Origin of the sequence: Bacillus sp. ABP14, assembly GCF_001831375.1 — a bacterium.
Classification (GTDB): domain Bacteria; phylum Bacillota; class Bacilli; order Bacillales; family Bacillaceae_G; genus Bacillus_A; species Bacillus_A paranthracis.
Genome location: NZ_CP017016.1, coordinates 4,974,051 through 4,991,807 on the forward strand (window position 1 = coordinate 4,974,051; position 17,757 = coordinate 4,991,807).

Annotated in this window: 14 protein-coding genes and 1 pseudogene; 5 read left to right on the top strand and 10 right to left on the bottom strand. The window is 36.4% G+C overall.

Features of this window, described 5'->3' with window-relative positions:
- Positions 1 to 5: 5 nt before the first annotated feature.
- From BGI23_RS26025 to BGI23_RS26040, 4 genes and pseudogenes are all read right to left on the bottom strand, one after another.
- Positions 6 to 1,136 carry an acyl-CoA dehydrogenase gene (locus BGI23_RS26025; protein WP_070807229.1) on the bottom strand — a complete coding sequence of 377 codons (1,131 nt, stop codon included), beginning with the start codon at positions 1,134 to 1,136 and terminating at the stop codon, positions 6 to 8.
- A 72-nt stretch (positions 1,137 to 1,208) separates the two neighbouring features.
- A complete protein-coding gene (locus tag BGI23_RS26030) occupies positions 1,209 to 2,060 on the bottom strand; it encodes a 3-hydroxybutyryl-CoA dehydrogenase (RefSeq protein ID WP_000116031.1) in 852 nt (283 codons plus the stop codon).
- A 49-nt stretch (positions 2,061 to 2,109) separates the two neighbouring features.
- Positions 2,110 to 3,391, bottom strand: a pseudogene (locus tag BGI23_RS26035) (acetyl-CoA C-acetyltransferase).
- A 9-nt stretch (positions 3,392 to 3,400) separates the two neighbouring features.
- Positions 3,401 to 5,512 (bottom strand): (Fe-S)-binding protein, encoded by a 2,112-nt coding sequence (locus tag BGI23_RS26040; RefSeq protein WP_001086792.1) that lies wholly within the window; start codon positions 5,510 to 5,512, stop codon positions 3,401 to 3,403.
- A 306-nt stretch (positions 5,513 to 5,818) separates the two neighbouring features.
- Between BGI23_RS26040 and cls the strand changes: the two genes are divergently transcribed.
- The 3 genes from cls to BGI23_RS26055 all read left to right on the top strand — a co-directional run bounded on the left by cls (position 5,819) and on the right by BGI23_RS26055 (position 10,805).
- Entirely contained in the window at positions 5,819 to 7,012 is a 1,194-nt protein-coding gene (gene cls / locus BGI23_RS26045) for a cardiolipin synthase (protein WP_070807230.1), read from the top strand.
- A 32-nt stretch (positions 7,013 to 7,044) separates the two neighbouring features.
- Positions 7,045 to 7,998, top strand: coding sequence for a UV DNA damage repair endonuclease UvsE (gene uvsE / locus BGI23_RS26050; protein ID WP_000605892.1), 954 nt, complete (start codon positions 7,045 to 7,047; stop codon positions 7,996 to 7,998).
- 128 nt (positions 7,999 to 8,126) lie between these two features.
- Positions 8,127 to 10,805: a DUF4084 domain-containing protein gene (locus BGI23_RS26055; RefSeq protein ID WP_070807231.1), complete on the top strand. Its 2,679-nt coding sequence runs from the start codon at positions 8,127 to 8,129 to the stop codon at positions 10,803 to 10,805.
- 17 nt (positions 10,806 to 10,822) lie between these two features.
- On the opposite strand, the gene papR is transcribed toward BGI23_RS26055, so the two are convergent.
- Complete coding sequence (papR, locus tag BGI23_RS26060; RefSeq protein ID WP_000734741.1) at positions 10,823 to 10,969, bottom strand: quorum-sensing peptide PapR; 147 nt, start codon at positions 10,967 to 10,969, stop codon at positions 10,823 to 10,825.
- 88 nt (positions 10,970 to 11,057) lie between these two features.
- A complete protein-coding gene (gene plcR / locus BGI23_RS26065; protein WP_000542922.1) occupies positions 11,058 to 11,915 on the bottom strand; it encodes a transcriptional regulator PlcR in 858 nt (285 codons plus the stop codon).
- Positions 11,916 to 12,327: 412 nt separating this feature from the next.
- Between plcR and BGI23_RS26070 the strand changes: the two genes are divergently transcribed.
- A complete protein-coding gene (locus BGI23_RS26070) occupies positions 12,328 to 12,651 on the top strand; it encodes a bacillolysin (protein ID WP_070807339.1) in 324 nt (107 codons plus the stop codon).
- Between the two features lie 12 nt (positions 12,652 to 12,663).
- Here BGI23_RS26070 and BGI23_RS26075 read toward each other — a convergent pair whose 3' ends face one another.
- The 4 genes from BGI23_RS26075 to BGI23_RS26090 are packed head-to-tail and all read right to left on the bottom strand — an operon-like array spanning position 12,664 to position 16,027.
- A complete protein-coding gene (locus tag BGI23_RS26075; RefSeq protein ID WP_000619249.1) occupies positions 12,664 to 13,266 on the bottom strand; it encodes a response regulator transcription factor in 603 nt (200 codons plus the stop codon).
- Positions 13,263 to 14,393 carry a sensor histidine kinase gene (locus BGI23_RS26080; RefSeq protein ID WP_070807232.1) on the bottom strand — a complete coding sequence of 377 codons (1,131 nt, stop codon included), beginning with the start codon at positions 14,391 to 14,393 and terminating at the stop codon, positions 13,263 to 13,265. The genes BGI23_RS26075 and BGI23_RS26080 overlap by 4 nt, the downstream gene beginning before the upstream one ends.
- Positions 14,394 to 15,128: an ABC transporter permease gene (locus BGI23_RS26085; protein WP_070807233.1), complete on the bottom strand. Its 735-nt coding sequence runs from the start codon at positions 15,126 to 15,128 to the stop codon at positions 14,394 to 14,396.
- A complete protein-coding gene (locus BGI23_RS26090) occupies positions 15,125 to 16,027 on the bottom strand; it encodes an ABC transporter ATP-binding protein (RefSeq protein ID WP_070807234.1) in 903 nt (300 codons plus the stop codon). Before BGI23_RS26090 ends, BGI23_RS26085 begins: the two co-directional genes overlap by 4 nt.
- Before the next feature lie 158 nt (positions 16,028 to 16,185).
- Between BGI23_RS26090 and map the strand changes: the two genes are divergently transcribed.
- Positions 16,186 to 16,980 carry a type I methionyl aminopeptidase gene (gene map, locus BGI23_RS26095; protein ID WP_002096176.1) on the top strand — a complete coding sequence of 265 codons (795 nt, stop codon included), beginning with the start codon at positions 16,186 to 16,188 and terminating at the stop codon, positions 16,978 to 16,980.
- Positions 16,981 to 17,757: the final 777 nt, after the last annotated feature.

The following is a 17,757-nucleotide window of genomic DNA, read 5'->3' on the forward strand; positions in this document are numbered from 1 at the left end:
TGCTTTTATAAAGCCCGGCTAATAACAAGTTTCTGTATTTCACTCGTCCCTTCATATATTTGCGTGATTTTCGCATCACGGAAAAATCTTTCTACTGGATAATCTTTCGTATAACCGTAGCCACCAAATACTTGCACTGCTTCAATCGCAACTTCAACAGCCGTTTTAGAAGCGAATAATTTCGCAATAGATGCTTCTTTACCACATGGTAATCCTTGCGCTCTTAGCGATGCCGCCCTATATACGAGTAATCGCGCCGCTTCTACGCTAGTTGCCATATCTGCAAGTTTGAAGCCAATCCCTTGCTGCGCCGCAATTGGCTTTCCGAATTGCTCACGTTCTTTCGCATAATCAATCGCACATGCAAGCGCCGCTTCAGCAATACCTAATGCTTGCGCCCCAATTCCAATTCGTCCAACATCTAAATTCGCCATCGCTACCTTAAATCCTTGTCCTTCTTCACCAAGTAAATTCTCAGCCGGTACCCTCATATCCTCGAACGTAAGTTGTACAGTGCGAGAACCGAGCAGTCCCATTTTATGCTCATCTTTACCGATAATTAAGCCTGGTGTATCTTTCTCTACTATGAATGCAGAAATCCCACTCTTTCCTGCCTCTGGATTTGTAGAAGCGAATACAATATATGTACTTGCTTCACCACCATTTGTAATGAACACCTTCGATCCATTAATAATGTAATGATCGCCTTTCTTCACAGCCCTTGATTTCAAACTTCCTGCATCCGATCCTGCATTTGGTTCTGTTAATGCAAATGCACCTAAATATTCACCAGTCGCAAGTTTAGAAACATATTTCTGCTTCTGTTCTTCTGTTCCGAAATATAAAATCGGGTTCATTCCAACTGACGTATGTACAGCTAAAATTACACCAACTGTTGCGCTTACCTTTGAAATTTCTTCAATTGCTAAAATGTAAGAAATAAAATCCATTTCTGCACCACCGTATTTTGCAGGCGCTGGAATTCCCATTAATCCAAGCTCCCCCATCTTCTGCAAAATCTCTTTTGGGAACACCCCTTGTTCCATACTAGGAACAAAGGGAGCAATTTCCTTCTGTGCAAAATCTCGAACCATTTTCCTCATCATTTGCTGCTCTTCATTAAAACGAAAGTTCATATACTCCGCCTCCATTTGCTATATAACCTTTTAACAATTTGGTAAGACCACTATTTTGTAACAAAGGGGGATTTATTCGTAAACGTAGAAACCACGACCTGTTTTACGTCCTAACCATCCTGCATTTACGTACTTACGTAGCAATGGACATGGGCGATATTTACTATCGCCTAAACCTTCATGCAACACTTCCATAATGTATAAACACGTGTCTAAACCGATAAAATCAGCGAGCGTTAGAGGACCCATCGGGTGATTCATACCAAGTTTCATTACTTCATCAATTGCTTCTTTCGTCGCTACACCTTCATATAACGTATAGATTGCTTCGTTAATCATCGGTAATAAAATACGGTTCGATACAAATCCTGGGAAATCATTTACTTCAACTGGTACTTTGCCAATTTTCTTCGTAATATCCTCAATTGTTTCGTATACCGCATCATCTGTAGCCAAACCACGAATAATTTCAACAAGTTTCATAACCGGAACCGGATTCATAAAGTGCATACCGATTACTTTTTCCGGACGTTTCGTTACCGCGGCAATTTCTGTAATTGGCAAAGATGACGTATTTGTCGCTAAAATTGCGTGTTCTGGAGCAATTTCATCTAAATTTGCAAAGATTTTCTTTTTAATATCCATTTTCTCGACAGCTGCTTCGATAATAAGATCCGCTTCCTTCACACAATCTAAATCAAGCGTTACTGCAAGACGGTTTAATGTCGCTTCCTTTTCTTCTTCCTTCATGCGCCCCTTTTCTACTTGGCGTGCTAAGTTTTTCGTAATGATCGCCAATCCTCTATCTAATTGCTCTTGTTTTAAATCTTGTACCTTCACGTCATATCCTGCCATTGCACATACTTGTGCGATTCCTGATCCCATTTGTCCTGCACCAATTACAACAATTTTTTGTACACTCATTTCTTCTTCCCCCTTAATTTTCAATAAACTATATACCGTCTAATCTTAATTAGTGAACTTCAATCATCACTGCATCACCTTGACCACCACCGCTACAAATCGAAGCAATTCCAATTCCGCCGCCGCGTTGCTTCAGTGCATGGATTAGTGTAACGATAATGCGCGCTCCGCTTGCTCCAATCGGATGCCCCATCGCCACTGCGCCGCCATTTACATTCAATTTTTCTGGGTCAATTCCCGCAATCTCTGTACTTGCAATTGCTACTGCTGCAAATGCTTCATTAATCTCGAATAAATCGATGTCTTCAATTGTCTTGCCTGTTTTTTCAAGCAATGCGTTAATTGCATAACCTGGCGTTCTCGGGAAATCTTTAGACTCCACTGCAATTGCTGTATGTGCCAAAATTGTCGCTAACGGCTTTCTTCCTTCTTGCTTCGCTCTGTCTTCGCTCATTAATACAAGTGCAGCACCACCATCGTTTAAGCCTGGTGCATTACCAGCTGTCACTGTCGCTGTTTTATCAAATACAGGTTTTAATTTTGCTAACTTTTCAATTGTTGTATCCGCGCGTGGCGCCTCATCCTTTGCAACGACAATAGGATCGCCTTTTCTTTGCGGAATCGTTACTGGCACGATTTCCTCTTCAAAACGTCCTTCATTATGTGCTGAAACCGCACGCTGGTGGCTACGATATGCCCATTCATCTTGCGCTTCGCGAGAAATTCCATCTTCCTTCGCAACTTCTCCGCCATAAACACCCATGTGTATACCTGAAAATGCGCATGTTAAACCGTCAGCAATGTTTAAATCAACGACTTCGTTGTTGCCCATTCTGTATCCCCATCTTGCTCCTCGTAAAATATAAGGACTGTTACTCATCGACTCCATACCACCAGCTACAATCAATGATTGATCGCCAGTACGAATAATTTGATCCGCTAACGTAACCGCACGAAGCCCCGATGCACAAACTTTATTCACTGTTTCCGTCTGCACTTCCCAAGGGATTCCAGCAGCCCTCGCCGCTTGGCGCGATGGAATTTGCCCCTGCCCACCTTGAATAACCGTTCCGAATATAACTTCCTCAACATCACTAGCAGAAACATTTGCTCTTTCAAGCGCCGCTTTAATTGCAATCCCTCCAAGTTCTGTTGCTTTTACATCTTTTAAAGATCCTCCAAATTTCCCAACCGGTGTTCTTGCTGCACTTAAAATAACTGTTTTACTCATTCCTCTTTCCCCCATTTCCTTTTATCACTGAGCGGGCGCTCGGTGTTCCTACGTTGAGAAGAGGTGCAATCATTGCACCTCTTTCTAAAGTTGTATGCATTCCTACAAACTAGATTGCTTCTTTCTTCTGTCCAATCACTGAGCGTTCTAAAATCTCTGTTACATCGAGAGTTTGAACTTTCTCTTCAACTTCTTTCGCTTTCGTCCCATCACTAATCATCGTTAAGCAATACGGACATCCTGTACCGATAATGGATGGCTGTACAGCTAATGCTTGTTCTGTACGAGCAACGTTAATGCGTGAACCTGTTGTTTCCTCCATCCACATTAAGCCACCACCTGCTCCACAGCACATTCCCGTTTCACGGTTACGTGCCATTTCTACAAGATTCACACCAGGAATCGCTTTCAAAATGTCACGCGGGGCTTCGTATACTTCGTTGTATCTTCCTAAGTAGCAGGAATCATGGTACGTAACTGTTTCCTCAATAGCGTGAACCGGTTTTAAGCGTCCTTCTTTCACCCACTGAGCTAACAGTTCTGTATGATGATAGACTTCTGCTTGCAAGCCAAAGTCCGGATACTCATTTTTAAATGTGTTATAAGCATGAGGGTCAATCGTAACGATTTTCTTCACTCCTGCTTTTTCAAATTCCTCGATATTTTTTGTCGCCATCTCTTGGAAGACAAATTCATTTCCAAGGCGGCGCGGTGTATCTCCAGAGTTCTTTTCCTTATTACCAAGTATCGCAAATGAAATGCCTGCTTCGTTCATCAACTTCGCAAACGATATCGCAATCTTCTGACTACGATTATCATATGATCCCATTGAACCAACCCAGAATAAATATTCGAACTCCTCGCCAGCTTTCGATTTTTCTTTTACAGTTGGAACCGTTACTTCATCATCACCTTGGCGCCAAGTTTCACGCTCTTTACGGTTTAGACCCCACGGATTCCCTTGACGCTCGATGTTTGTCATCGCACGTTGCGCTTCCGCATCCATCTTTCCTTCTGTTAAAACGAGATAGCGGCGTAAATCAATAATTTTATCAACGTGCTCATTCATAACCGGACACTGATCCTCACAGTTACGACACGTTGTACAAGCCCAAATCTCTTCTTCTGTAATAATATCTCCGATTAAACTCGGATCGTAAGCGAGTGTTGTAGCTGCAGATTCTTGTTGTCCTTTCCCAGCTGCCATCATCGCTAACTGATTTCCTTGTGTATTATTAAAAGCAACTACTGGAACCCACGGTGCTTTTGATGTCACTGCAGCTCCTTTATCAGTTAAATGATCACGAAGTTTTAAAATTAAATCCATCGGCGATAACATTTTACCTGTTCCTGTTGCCGGACACATATTTGTACAACGACCACACTCTACGCAAGCGTATAAGTCAATAAGCTGATTTTGTCTAAAATCTTCGATTTTACCAACACCAAATGTTTCTTGTGTTTCATCTTCAAAGTCAATCTTTTCAAGTTTCCCTGGATTTGAAAGACGGCCGAAGAAAACGTTAGCTGGTCCCGCAATTAAATGCGCGTGTTTCGATTGTGGAACATAAACTAAAAATGTTAACAAAATTAGTAAATGCACCCACCAAGAGAAATAGAACACAGAAATGGCTACGGTTTCATTTATCCCTGAGAAAACGTAAGCGATTGCAGAAGCGATTGGCTCACTCCATGAAAGCTCCTCGCCATGCCATATAATTCCCATCCCATTACCGAGTAGCACAGAAATCATTAAGCCACCGATAAAGATAAGAACAAGTCCTGATTTGAAATTACGTTTTAAACGAACTAGCTTCTCAACATAACGTCGATGAAAAGCCCAAAAGACTGCAATTAAAATAACAAGTGTGACAATTTCCTGGAAGAATGTAAATGCAGGGTATAGTGGTCCAAGTGGAAGATGTGATCCTGGTGCGAGTCCTTTCCAAACGAAGTCAATTGCTCCAAATTGGACAAGAATAAATCCGTAAAAGAACATAACGTGAATAATGCCGCTCTTTTTATCTTTCAGCAGCTTTTTCTGACCGAAAACATTGACCTTAAGGAGATCCCAACGCTCTTTAAAACGACGGTCAAATTCAATCTTTTTTCCTAACTGTATGTAGGCCATCCTCGTTCGTATAAGATACACAAACAAATATCCCGCATAAGCAATAACAGCAATGGCAGCCAGCCAATTCATGATCAGTAAGCTATTCATTTTTATGCTACCCCTCTCTTTGTAAGCCCTCTTTCTTTTTTAGAATCTTCAAAAACATATAATTTTCTGAATTTTATCCCCTACCTTCATTATATAATGAGTGAGCATTCAGTCAACAGTTTTTTGTTATACAACAACATATTTTTTAATAAAGCTGTTTATTTCGGTGAAACTATAAAGTGAAACTTTAATCATTAGAAGTTACTTACTCCCTACTAATTATTAGCCCACAAATAACCGGATAAAATGAATGTTTGATTTATAAAAAACAAATGGTGAAAAGACCGTGAAGGAGGGAATTTACTCATGTTCTTCTTACCTCTCTTATTAATAGGTATTGCTCTCTGGATTGTAATCGATCTTTCTTATGGGAGAATTGTTCATTTAAGGCGTGTCCGTTCTCGTTCTTTCCCTTTACGTCAAAGTGATTTTCACCTTTATACATACGGAAAAGATTTGTATGACACTCTATTTACTGATATAAAACAGGCGAAACACCATGTGCATGTTTTGTTTTTCATTGTAAAAAACGATAAAATCAGCCGAGAATTTTTAAAGTTACTTATTGATAAGGCAAAGGAAGGAATTGAAGTAAGACTTTTACTCGATAGATTGGGAAGCCATCATTTATCAAACGAGGCCGTTCGCTCCCTGCAAAAACATGGTGTCTCTTTTTCATTTTGTCACAAAGTAAAGTTTCCTTTTCCTTTCTTTTCTGCAAATCAAAGAAACCATAGAAAAATTACAGTTATCGACGGGAAAATTGGTTACATTGGGGGATTTAATATTGGTGAAGAGTATTTGGGACATAATGAGCGGTTAGGATTATGGAGGGACTATCATTTACGTCTTACAGGCGAAGGAGTACAAGATTTACAAAAGCAATTTTTACATGACTGGTTTGATGATACAAACCAAAATTTATTGGACGCTTCTCTTTATTTTCCGAAACAGCAACCCGGTACTATCGAACATCAATTTATTCCAACTGATGGTGCCTATTTACAACATACTTTTTTACATTTAATTGAAGGTGCAAAAAAGGAACTCTTTATCGGTACACCCTATTTCATTCCTGGAAGAAAAATTATGAACGCATTATTAGAAGCTCGAAAACGCGGGGTTCAAATCACGATTCTCGTTCCAGAAAAAGCGGATCACCCCCTTGTTCGAGAAGCAAAATTCCCATATTGCCGAAAGTTAATACAAGCTGGCTGTAATATTTACGCATTTCAACAAGGTTTTTTTCACGCTAAAGTTATTATAGTTGATGACTATATCTGTGATATCGGAACTGCAAACTTTGATATGAGAAGTTTATATATTAACCATGAAATCAACTGCCTTTTATATGATGAACATTTTATACAAACAGTAAAAAATAAATTCCACGAAGATCTAGAAAATGCGTCATTACTTTCCTTGAAAGATGTTAGTCCGAATTCTCTCATTAATAGAGGCAAAGAATGGATAGGAACAATACTTGCTTTCTTCCTATAGGAAAGATAATGCATAAAGGAGATGTATTCATTATGATTATGCGTTTCGGATATGTCTCACATGCAATGGCACTCTGGGACTGTTCTCCGGCTAAAACGATGACATTTACAAGCTTTCAAAAGCTTAGTAAACAAGAACGAGAAGATAAATTATACGATGTTACGCGGCAGAATCTTGAGCATACAATACGTATTCTTCATTACAATATAGCGCATGAAATTCCATTATATCGCTTATCTTCTTCCATCGTCCCACTTGCAACACATCCCGAAGTCGAGTTTGATTACATCGGATTGTTCACACCGCTTTGGCGTACAATTGGGGCATTAATTAAAGAACATAATTTACGAGTAAGTTTTCACCCAAATCAATTTACGCTATTTACAAGTGATAAGCCACACATTACAACTAACGCTATTACAGATATGACCTATCATTATAAAGTATTAGATGCAATAGGCATTGCAGATTCTTCTTATATTAACATCCATGTAGGTGGGGCCTACGGAAATAAAGAAAAGGCGGTTGAGCGTTTCCATGAAAACATAAAAAAACTTCCTGCACATATAAAGAGGCAAATGACACTTGAAAATGATGATAAAACATATACAACTGCTGAAACTTTATCTATTTGCCAAAAAGAAAAGATCCCATTCGTATTTGATTATCACCATCACATGGCAAATCTTTGCGAGGAACCGTTAGAAGAGTTACTTCCTGCAATTTTTGAAACTTGGTCACATACAAATATTGTTCCTAAAGTTCACATTTCCTCTCCTAAATCAAAAAAAGAATTTAGGGCTCACGCGGAATATATTGATTTAGAGTTTATTAAACCTTTCTTACACGTTGCAAAAAAAATCAATCATAATTTCGATATTATGATTGAAAGTAAGCAGAAAGATTTAGCGATGCTGCAATTCATACATGAATTATCCTCTATAAGAGGGGTAAAAAGAATAAGTAGCTCAACATTACAATGGTAAATTGTAATGTTGAGCTATTTTTTTCAAAAAAAGTAATTTTTTTAGTAAAAAACACCCTGTTTTATATGCTATGATTGGAATTAGCATTTTCCACCTGTGATTCAACTTTATTGAAACGGAGTCATAATATGATTAATCAAAAAAAATACGTACACTTTGTCATAATGTACATAATTATATTTTCTCTTTGGATATTTCTTATCCCTAAGGACTTAAATATAAAAGAAATTGGAATTCTCTTCTTATTTTGTTTCGCTACACTCTTTTCTTGCTATTGCCTATATAAAGCAATTAAGAAAATGAAGCGCGGTGACAAATTATTTTGGGTTTTGGTACTATGCACTTGCCTATGTGGATTGACAATGGAGATAACTCTATTTCTTCATTCACTTTCTATATATGACCAAGTCATATTCTCATATAAGGCATTGCCCTTTTTTATCGTACAATATATTTTGCTCTTTTCTGGCTTTGCTATAAAGTTCATAAAACATTACTCTATTAGAGGACTAGCTCAATTTTCATTCGATAGCATCTTTATCGTTATTATGAATATTTATTTTACCTTAACTTTTATTTTGGACATTTCAAGCTTTCGTATGTTAACAACAGATACCTGGGTTTTAATTGGATATTTTATTGCACAATCATTAGTCATTTACGCCGTAATTAGTCTATATAGAAGAGAAGAATATTCTTCTAGTAGAATTTCATTAATTATCGGCTTTACTATTATACTCGTGTACGGATATATACACCTGTTTCAATTAAACGCAGGGATAAAACCTTCTTCTGAAGTCTCTTACTTAATACATACTGCTTCGATTTTATTAATTGGTTTGTCATCCATACTATATATTTTAGATAAACCAATACAGCATGAAACGAAAACAAAATATTATCGCTTTGATTATGTGCGCTTTATATTACCTTATTTTAGTATAATCATTACTTTTTCTTTTATTATCTTTCAACCTTGGGATGATAAGTTCATGTTGATCGGTCTAGTATTATCTCTTATCTTATTATTCTTACGACAACTTTATATGTGGAAAGATAATCAGGCACTAATCGATACATACGAGCAGTTGACTACACAACTAGAAGATAAAGTAGAAGAAGGTGCATCTGCTTTATCAAAAAGTGAACAACGTTATAAATCTTTATTTGAAGATCACCCGGATGCTGTTTTCTCTTTAAATATGTATGGTATTTTCCAACAGTCTAATACAGCTTGCGAAAGCTTATTTACTGCCTACTATTGTGAAGTAGAAAGCTATTCCCTTTTACACTTTATTGACTCAAAAGACCATGATTTACTAAAGAAAGCTTTACAACTAACGAAAGAAGGTAGACCACAAACTTTAGAAGTTCGCACAAAGGAAAAAGAAGGTTACTACTATTACCTTCACATTACACTCATCCCTACTTTCATAAACAAGGAAGTTGTCGGGATGTTCGGTATAGCACGTGATATTACAACTTTATATGAAAAACAAAAACAAGTAGAACATTTAGCCTTTCATGATGCACTTACCGGATTACCAAATCGCCGTAAGTTTGAAAAGGATTTAAAAAACATTTTAAATACTGCTCAGGCTAGCGCAAATGATGTTGCCGTCATGTTTCTTGATTTAGATCGATTCAAAAAAATTAACGATAGACTCGGTCATGGTGTCGGAGACTTATTATTAATTGAAGTCGCAAAGAGATTACGCGGTTGCTTACGTTCAAAGGATGTCGTTGCTCGCCAAGGCGGAGATGAGTTTACAATTCTATTACCAGATATGTACTCAGAAAAAAGTGCGGCCTTTATAGCTGAACAAATTTTAAATATTTTAAACAAACCATTCTTCATTAAAGCTGAAGAACTGTCTATTACGCCAAGTATCGGAATTGCAATGTACCCTGATTGTGGAACTGACGCAACAGAATTAATGAAAAATGCTGATATGGCTATGTATCGCGCAAAAGCAAATGGAAAAAATCGATTTGTTTTCTTCTCAAAAGAAATGAGTATCGCTCAAAATGAGAGTAACTTCTTAGAAGGAGAACTTTCAAAAGCATTACAACAAAATGAATTTTTCCTTGAATACCAGCCACAAGTAAGCACAAAAACAAAACAAGTTATTGGTTTTGAAGCATTAATTCGTTGGAAACATCCAAAGCTCGGTATCGTATCCCCAGCCCAATTTATCCCTCTAGCAGAGGAAACTGGATTCATTATTGAACTTGGAAATTGGATTTTACGTACTGCTTGCTTAGAAGCGAAAAGATGGCATAATCAAGGTTTCTCTCACTTAAAAGTCGGTGTAAATTTATCTGTAGTTCAATTTAATCATGCAGATTTAATCCCAACTATTTCAAAAGTTTTAGAAGAAACAGAGTTAAAACCAGAAGCACTAGATATCGAAATTACAGAAAGTATCGCCATTAACCAAAATCAATCTGTAGTTGCAAAACTAGAACAACTTCAAAATCTCGGTATTCAAATTTCAATTGATGACTTTGGAACTGGTTATAGTTCTTTAGCTTATTTAACAAAATATCCAATTAATACATTAAAAATTGCTCGAGAATTTATTTGCGGAATTACAACTAGTCCTTTAGAGGAAGCGATTATTTCTTCCATTATTACACTATCAAAAGAACTAAATTTAGAAGTTATCGCAGAAGGTGTAGAAACCGAAGAACAATGGAAATTTTTATATGAGCAAAACTGTGACCACATTCAAGGATTCTTTATTAGCAAGCCCGTTTCTAGTAAAGACGTTTGGAGGTTACTCCACAAAAAAACAACCGTCTAAGTAAGACGGTTGTTTTTTTAATATTCAAAAGGTAGGTCCGAAGCTAATTGTACCTCTTGATCATTATGAGAAATTACTTGGCTTTTCTCTAAAGCTGTATCTGTTAATGAAATACCCCATGCCATTGCTAACGTTAATAAACTACCAATAAGTAATTTTTTCATATTCCATCACCCACATTTTTTCTTTTAATATATCATGAAAATTTATCCATGCCGTATGCAATTATGCATATCCATTTTTTAGGGTTATTCATTGATTGATTTTATTTACGATTGCCTCTTTATATGCATGCATTTCTAATATATCAAAAAAGAAACTTGCTTTCTTATATGTGTCTTCAATCTCTGCCTCATCATACTCCAACCTTTCTAGACATTCACCTCTTTGATAGTACAGCTGCCCAATTAATGCCATACTATTAATTCGGCAAGATATTTCAATCGCCTTATTCACTTGATATAAGGCTTGTTCATATTGATTATCTAAGTATAATGCTTTTGCATGATTATATCTTACCTTCACGTCGAATTCTTCATTATCATGCAATGACTCTAATTGTTTCAATATACCTTCAAATAACTCAATACTCTTCTTAAAATAGCCATTTTCAGCATAAATATTTGCGATTGCATTTTCTATATAGAGGTTTTGGTATACATCTATTCCAGCTAATTGTTGGTTTAACAATTTTTTCAATTCTAAAATACAATATTCGTAATCAATTTTCTTCAACATGTAAGCTGCTACATGATATTGCCATTGAAGAAACTGCTGGAATTCGGGATGATATTCTTCCTTTTTCAGCTCATTCCATACCCTATTATAAATCTCTTTATATTTTTTTTGCTTACATAGCGTAATGACTTGATCTTTAAACTGCTTTTTTCTCTCAATATCTGAATAAATGAGTACCTCATAAAAATGAATAATGGGAACTTGTAACTTTGCTGCAATACCTTGCAATATATCCATACTTGGGTATACTGCGCCTGATTCAATTCGGCTCACTTCCGATTGATGACATATGTTCTCGGATAACTGTTTTTGTGTTAATCCCCGCATTACCCTAATTTTCTTAATTTCACTTCCTAATTTTTCTGCGTGCATACTTACTCACCATCCCATTATAACAATATAATTTGTTAAGTTGTCATACCACTACAATAATGTGAGTTCGACAATTTTTGACATGAAATAATGCATAATATATATAAAATTCGGCAAATTCTTCATACAATTCGTCTCACATATAATAGATTAGTGGTTTTATAAATAAATTATAGAAGATTCGTCCGTGCCTTCGTTACATTCGGTCTTCTTTTTCCTTTATTAGCAGTAGCAGAAGTTATTCACACCCAAGAATTAGACAGAAATGAAGTAAAATTTGAAATTACTTAGCCTAATTTAACGCTTAAAAAATTACACAACCTCAAAATGATACGAAAAAAACATACTGAAAAAGTATTTAAAAGGTGAGATAAATGAGGCAGAAGCTCAACAAAAGTGAATGACAACTGAAATGAATATAGATTCCCAACCTACAAATAAAGCAACAAAAGAAAATCAAACCGAAGCTCGCCTTGCACAAACATATAAAAACTATAAAGTATATGGCCAAGATCTCATTGTAAAAGTAGATAAAAATGGAGTAATCACAACTATTAGTGGTAAAGTTGTCCAAAACTTAGATCAACAACCTAATCTTACTATAACAAATTTTTTGTCGAAAAATGAAGTAAAATCTAAATTACGCGATATACTTCAAATCCTGAGCGATGCGACTGTGACGAAACTCTCTATTGAAATACTTGTTTATAAGAAAAAAGAAGTTTACCATTCATAGGTAAACTTCTTTTCATATCCATCCCTTTTCTTCCGCAATTGTAATTGCCTCAATTCTATTTTTCGCATCAAGCTTCGTTAATACTTCAGAAATATAATTACGTACTGTACCTGGCGAAAGATAAAGTGCCTTGGCGATTTCATTTGCCGTCTTTCCCTCTTTCGCAAGTAGCAATACTTCTTTTTCGCGATCTGATAACGGATTTTGCTCCTGCCATAAGCCGAACATTAAATCTTGAGAAATCTCTCGTTTACCTTTCATTACGTTGCGAATCGATGCAGCTAAATCCTCGCTTGGGCTATCTTTTAATAAATATCCGTGCACACCAGCTTTCATTGCTCGTTCAAAATATCCAGGGCGCGCAAATGTTGTTAAAATCATTACTTTACATGCCGATTTTTCTTTCTTCAACGTTTCTGCAACATCTAATCCGCTTTGAATTGGCATTTCAATATCCATAATGCTTATGTCGGGTTTTAATGATTCAATTAGTTTTAATGCCTCTTCTCCGTTCGCTGCTTGCCCAATTACTTCAATATCATCTTCTAGATCGAGTAGGGCTCCTAACGCACCACGAAGCATTCGCTGATCTTCTGCAATAATAATTCGAATCATGCCTTCACCTCATCTTTTCCTGTTCTAATAACGACTGGAACTTTTACTGTTAATAGTGTTCCTGGATTAATCGTACCCAGTTCAACAAATCCATCAATAAGAGCGATTCGCTCCTTCATACCACGAATACCATTCCCATCGTGATTTTGATCCGCTAAACCAATTCCGTTATCTTCTACTGTCAAAATCAATTCACCTTGTAATTCTCGTACAGAAACTATGCACCGCGTCGCCTTACTATGCTTTACAACATTCGTAACAGCTTCACGTAAACACATTCCTAAAATATTTTGTTCAATGGGTGATAGCGAACTTGCACTCGTTTCTTGTTTGATCTCTAATTCAATATTAGCAGCTTGTAAGATCGCTTTTATTTGCTCAAACTCTTCTTCTACCGTAATCATGCGCATATCAGAAATTAATTCCCTTAGCTGTTTTAAAGCAGTTCGAGATGTTTGTGTAATCTCCTTCGCTTCCGCACTTGCGCGCTCTGGATTTTTTACAATTAACTTCTCTACGAGCTGACTTTTTAACGTAATAAGAGATAGCGTATGCCCGAGCGTGTCATGAAGGTCCCTTGCAATACGCTGCCTCTCTTCACGTTTTACTAAGTCCTTAATTTGCTCGTTCGCTTCGTTTAATTGATTTCTTAACATCTTTTTCTGGTTAAAATTGCGCATACCAAATGGTGTAAGAAGCATTAAAATAAACATCGGAACGATATTTACTAAACTTGTCGGTGTTAGTTGATTCATATTTATAAATACAAATACTCCAAGCATTACAACTAACAAACATAGTAATATCCGAAATACTTTCTTACTTGGTGCAAATCCCATTGCACTTGCTGTGAAAAAGCCAAAGAATATCATGAAGGGATTATAAAATAAAGCAAATAAAAGCGTAAGTATCATTTGAATACAAGCCCACAAAATGAACGTCTTCTGAACAAAATAAAGTTGACGGTATGTGATCATGAAAACTATCAACATACCGCTTCCTATTACAAGCTTCCATCCCGATACTTGTGTTAAATTATAAATTGGAAATAACAAATAAACGAGCCACATATACGGAAAGAATCCCATATGTTTCGGAAAAATCTCAATCCTCTTCTTCTCTGTCATTTATACCGCTTCCTGTCTTTTTCTTATATATATTGATACTACAACAAATATAAGGAAATAGCCTCCTAATACCGCGATATTTTCCCAACCAATTGATTTTCCAGCTACAATATCCCATGCACCACTTCCGAAGTGATATGTTGGTGTCCATTCACCGATAGATCTTAATATTTTCGGGAATACTTCGATTGGCATCCATAGACCGCCAATTACAGCTAAACTCATATTTAAAATATTCGCTAAACCCGCTGCTGCATCCGCCTTCTTAATAGAACCTATTACTGTTCCTAATGCTAAAAATGGTGTTACACCTAACAATAACCATAATCCAGCACCAATCCATTGCCCTACCGTTAACTCAACATGATTAATTAATATTCCTGCAATAAAAATAACTAAGATTGAAAAAGCATTTACTACTGTTTGAGCGATGATCTTTGCTGTTATATACGCTCCCTCTGGAAGTGGTGTAATTTTCAACAAATGTGTCCACCCTTGCCCTTTTTCCTGAGAAATCCTTACACCGAAACTAAAAAGTGCTGTCCCTACAATACTAAACGTCGCCATTGAGATTAAATAATGCGCTTTCCACGCATCTCCGTTTTGTGGCACTTGAATAACATTAGTGAAAATGTAGTAAAACATAACTGGCATTAATAATGAGAAAAAGATAAATAATTTATTGCGGAACGTACGTAAAATTTCTATTTTGCATTGTATCCATAAAGCTTTCATGCGATTTCCCCCTTCTGATTTGCGACAAACTGTTCAAATGCTTCATCAAGACTTCCACGTTCAACTGAAATATTTGTTACAGGTAAGTTCTTTTCATAAATTGCTTTTAAGGTTGCATCCGTATCTTCAGTTATTAAAGTGAAGTGACCTTCGTTTGATTGTACTTCTGTTACGCTTGGTAACTCTTTTAATAATTTTGCAGGAATACGTTCCTTCGAATAAAATGTAATTGTTTTTCGTGAAATCGTCGCTTTCATCTCATCTGGTGTACCATCTGCGATAATCTTTCCATTTGCAAACAATAAAATACGATTCGCCAATGCATCCGCTTCTTCTAAATAGTGCGTCGTTAAAATAATTGTTTTCCCTTCACTTGCTAACTTTCGAATCGTTTCCCAAAACGTTCTTCGAGACGTAATATCCATTCCAACCGTCGGTTCATCTAAAAATAGCAAATCTGGATTTCCTGCAAGTGCGAGTGCAAAATTTAACCTTCTCTTTTGACCTCCTGATAATTTCTCACATCTTTGCTTTCGCTCCGATTCTAAATTTGATAACTGTAGTAACGTTTCTTTCGCTACCGGATTCGTATAATAACTACGGAATAACTCAATTGCCTCTTCCACTGTAATGCTATCAATGACACTTACTTCTTGTAACATCGCGCCGAGTCTATTACGAACATCTCTATGCTTTGGACTCTTTCCAAATATAGAAACCGTTCCTTCCGTCGGATCTTTTAATCCAAGCATCATCGACATCGTCGTCGTTTTCCCTGCACCATTCGGTCCAAGCAATGCTACGATTTCTCCTTTATTCACATGAAATGAAACGTTATTTACTGCTTTTTTATGTTTAAATGTTTTAGAAACACTATTTACTTCAATAATCTTTTCCATCTCTCCACCCCCGCTGTTTCTTATATTTACATTGTATTCCTTGGAAAACTTAGGAAACAGTATGATGCGTCATGACATCGATATGACAATTGTCATGTATTCTTTATGAGAGGAATCAATCCGCCATACTGCAAGCGAGTAGCAGGACGAAAATAAACATGATACAATCGGGTAAGATATATATTCGAGGAAGGACAGTGGTTTTCATGATTATTCGTAATGAACAAGATTTAGAAGGCTTACGAAAAATCGGCCGCATCGTTGCGCTTGCACGTGAAGAAATGAAAAAAGAAGCGAAGCCAGGCATGACAACGAAAGAGCTTGATTTGATCGGTAAAAAAGTATTAGATGAGCATGGTGCTATTTCTGCACCTGAAAAAGAATATGATTTCCCTGGCGTAACTTGCATCAGTGTAAACGAAGAAGTTGCTCACGGTATTCCAGGTGATCGTGTATTAAAAGAAGGCGACCTTGTAAATGTCGACGTATCTGCAGCACTTGATGGTTATTATGCAGATACAGGTATTTCATTTGTACTTGGAGAAGATGAAGCAAAAGAAAAGCTTTGCCAAGCAGCTGTTGATGCCTTTTGGGCAGCAATGAAAAAGGTGAAAGCTGGTTCAAAACAAAACCAAATTGGTCGTGCCGTTTCAAACTTTGCACATAAAAATGGATACAATGTTATTCAAAACTTAACTGGTCACGGTATTGGTCTTAGCTTACATGAAGCACCAAACCACATTTTAAGCTATTTTGATCCAATGGATAATGCGCTTCTAAAAGACGGTCTTGTTATCGCTGTAGAGCCATTCATTTCTATGAAAGCTGATCATATTATCGAACGCGGCGATGATGGTTGGACATTCGTTACACCTGATAAAAGCCTTGTTGCACAATGTGAACATACAGTTGTCGTAACACGCGGCGAACCGATAATTTTAACAGAAATATAAAATTAAAAATGACCGTTTTTTAGAATTTTTCTACTAAAACGGTCATTTTTAATTTTTGGAAAATATTTGTTAAACCGCTGTTGAACTCTTTATCATTTAAGTATATAATCTTTAGCGAAGGTTATTCATAATCATCTTTAAGAGAAGATAACACTATTATCAAAAGGGATACCTTCTTTTTTCTTATGTAAAACAGCTTCAAAAATGACCGCAGTAATGATTTAGCCGAATATTATAAATAACTTATATTCCACTAAATCCGAAAAGGAACTGTACCATCTTAACTTCGGTCCACAAATTGTACAACTCTCTCTAGGCAGAAAGTTAATTTTCATAAATGTAATAAGTGACATTCTTAAGATACAATTATCTCAATTTCAGGTTACATAAATGAATATTTTCAAAGTGCATATTGTCTTCACCCTAACCAAAATCAACCCTATTCAGATTTTTTCCACATAATTTTAAAGCAAAAAACAAACTTTTAACTTGGGATACATTACTTTGGTTAGCATGTATCGTAAAACCTACCTTTATGACTATCCAGTTCATAACACATTCACAAGAAAATGCTCTTGTATATAAAGGTCTGATATCGTTCCTTTTATCAGCATAATTTCGACATTTTTTGTCGAATTATGTATATTCCAGATTTTTACGTTACTTTATATATGCCTTTAATTAAACATCTATTCTGTCAGAGAACGTACATAGAAACGGAGGGATAGTAGCAACAAAGACTTTATAACAATTAACTTTTTTTATATTCCATTTGTT

Coding starts and splice junctions, on each gene's coding strand:
- BGI23_RS26070 (WP_070807339.1), top strand. CDS start 12,328: ATGAATATAGATTCCCAACCTACAAATAAAGCAACAAAAGAAAATCAA.
- plcR (WP_000542922.1), bottom strand. CDS start 11,915: ATGCACGCAGAAAAATTAGGAAGTGAAATTAAGAAAATTAGGGTAATG.
- BGI23_RS26055 (WP_070807231.1), top strand. CDS start 8,127: ATGATTAATCAAAAAAAATACGTACACTTTGTCATAATGTACATAATT.
- BGI23_RS26030 (WP_000116031.1), bottom strand. CDS start 2,060: ATGAGTGTACAAAAAATTGTTGTAATTGGTGCAGGACAAATGGGATCA.
- BGI23_RS26040 (WP_001086792.1), bottom strand. CDS start 5,512: ATGAATAGCTTACTGATCATGAATTGGCTGGCTGCCATTGCTGTTATT.
- map (WP_002096176.1), top strand. CDS start 16,186: ATGATACAATCGGGTAAGATATATATTCGAGGAAGGACAGTGGTTTTC.
- BGI23_RS26025 (WP_070807229.1), bottom strand. CDS start 1,136: ATGAACTTTCGTTTTAATGAAGAGCAGCAAATGATGAGGAAAATGGTT.
- BGI23_RS26090 (WP_070807234.1), bottom strand. CDS start 16,027: ATGGAAAAGATTATTGAAGTAAATAGTGTTTCTAAAACATTTAAACAT.
- cls (WP_070807230.1), top strand. CDS start 5,819: ATGTTCTTCTTACCTCTCTTATTAATAGGTATTGCTCTCTGGATTGTA.
- BGI23_RS26075 (WP_000619249.1), bottom strand. CDS start 13,266: ATGATTCGAATTATTATTGCAGAAGATCAGCGAATGCTTCGTGGTGCG.
- BGI23_RS26080 (WP_070807232.1), bottom strand. CDS start 14,393: ATGACAGAGAAGAAGAGGATTGAGATTTTTCCGAAACATATGGGATTC.
- uvsE (WP_000605892.1), top strand. CDS start 7,045: ATGATTATGCGTTTCGGATATGTCTCACATGCAATGGCACTCTGGGAC.
- BGI23_RS26085 (WP_070807233.1), bottom strand. CDS start 15,128: ATGAAAGCTTTATGGATACAATGCAAAATAGAAATTTTACGTACGTTC.
- papR (WP_000734741.1), bottom strand. CDS start 10,969: ATGAAAAAATTACTTATTGGTAGTTTATTAACGTTAGCAATGGCATGG.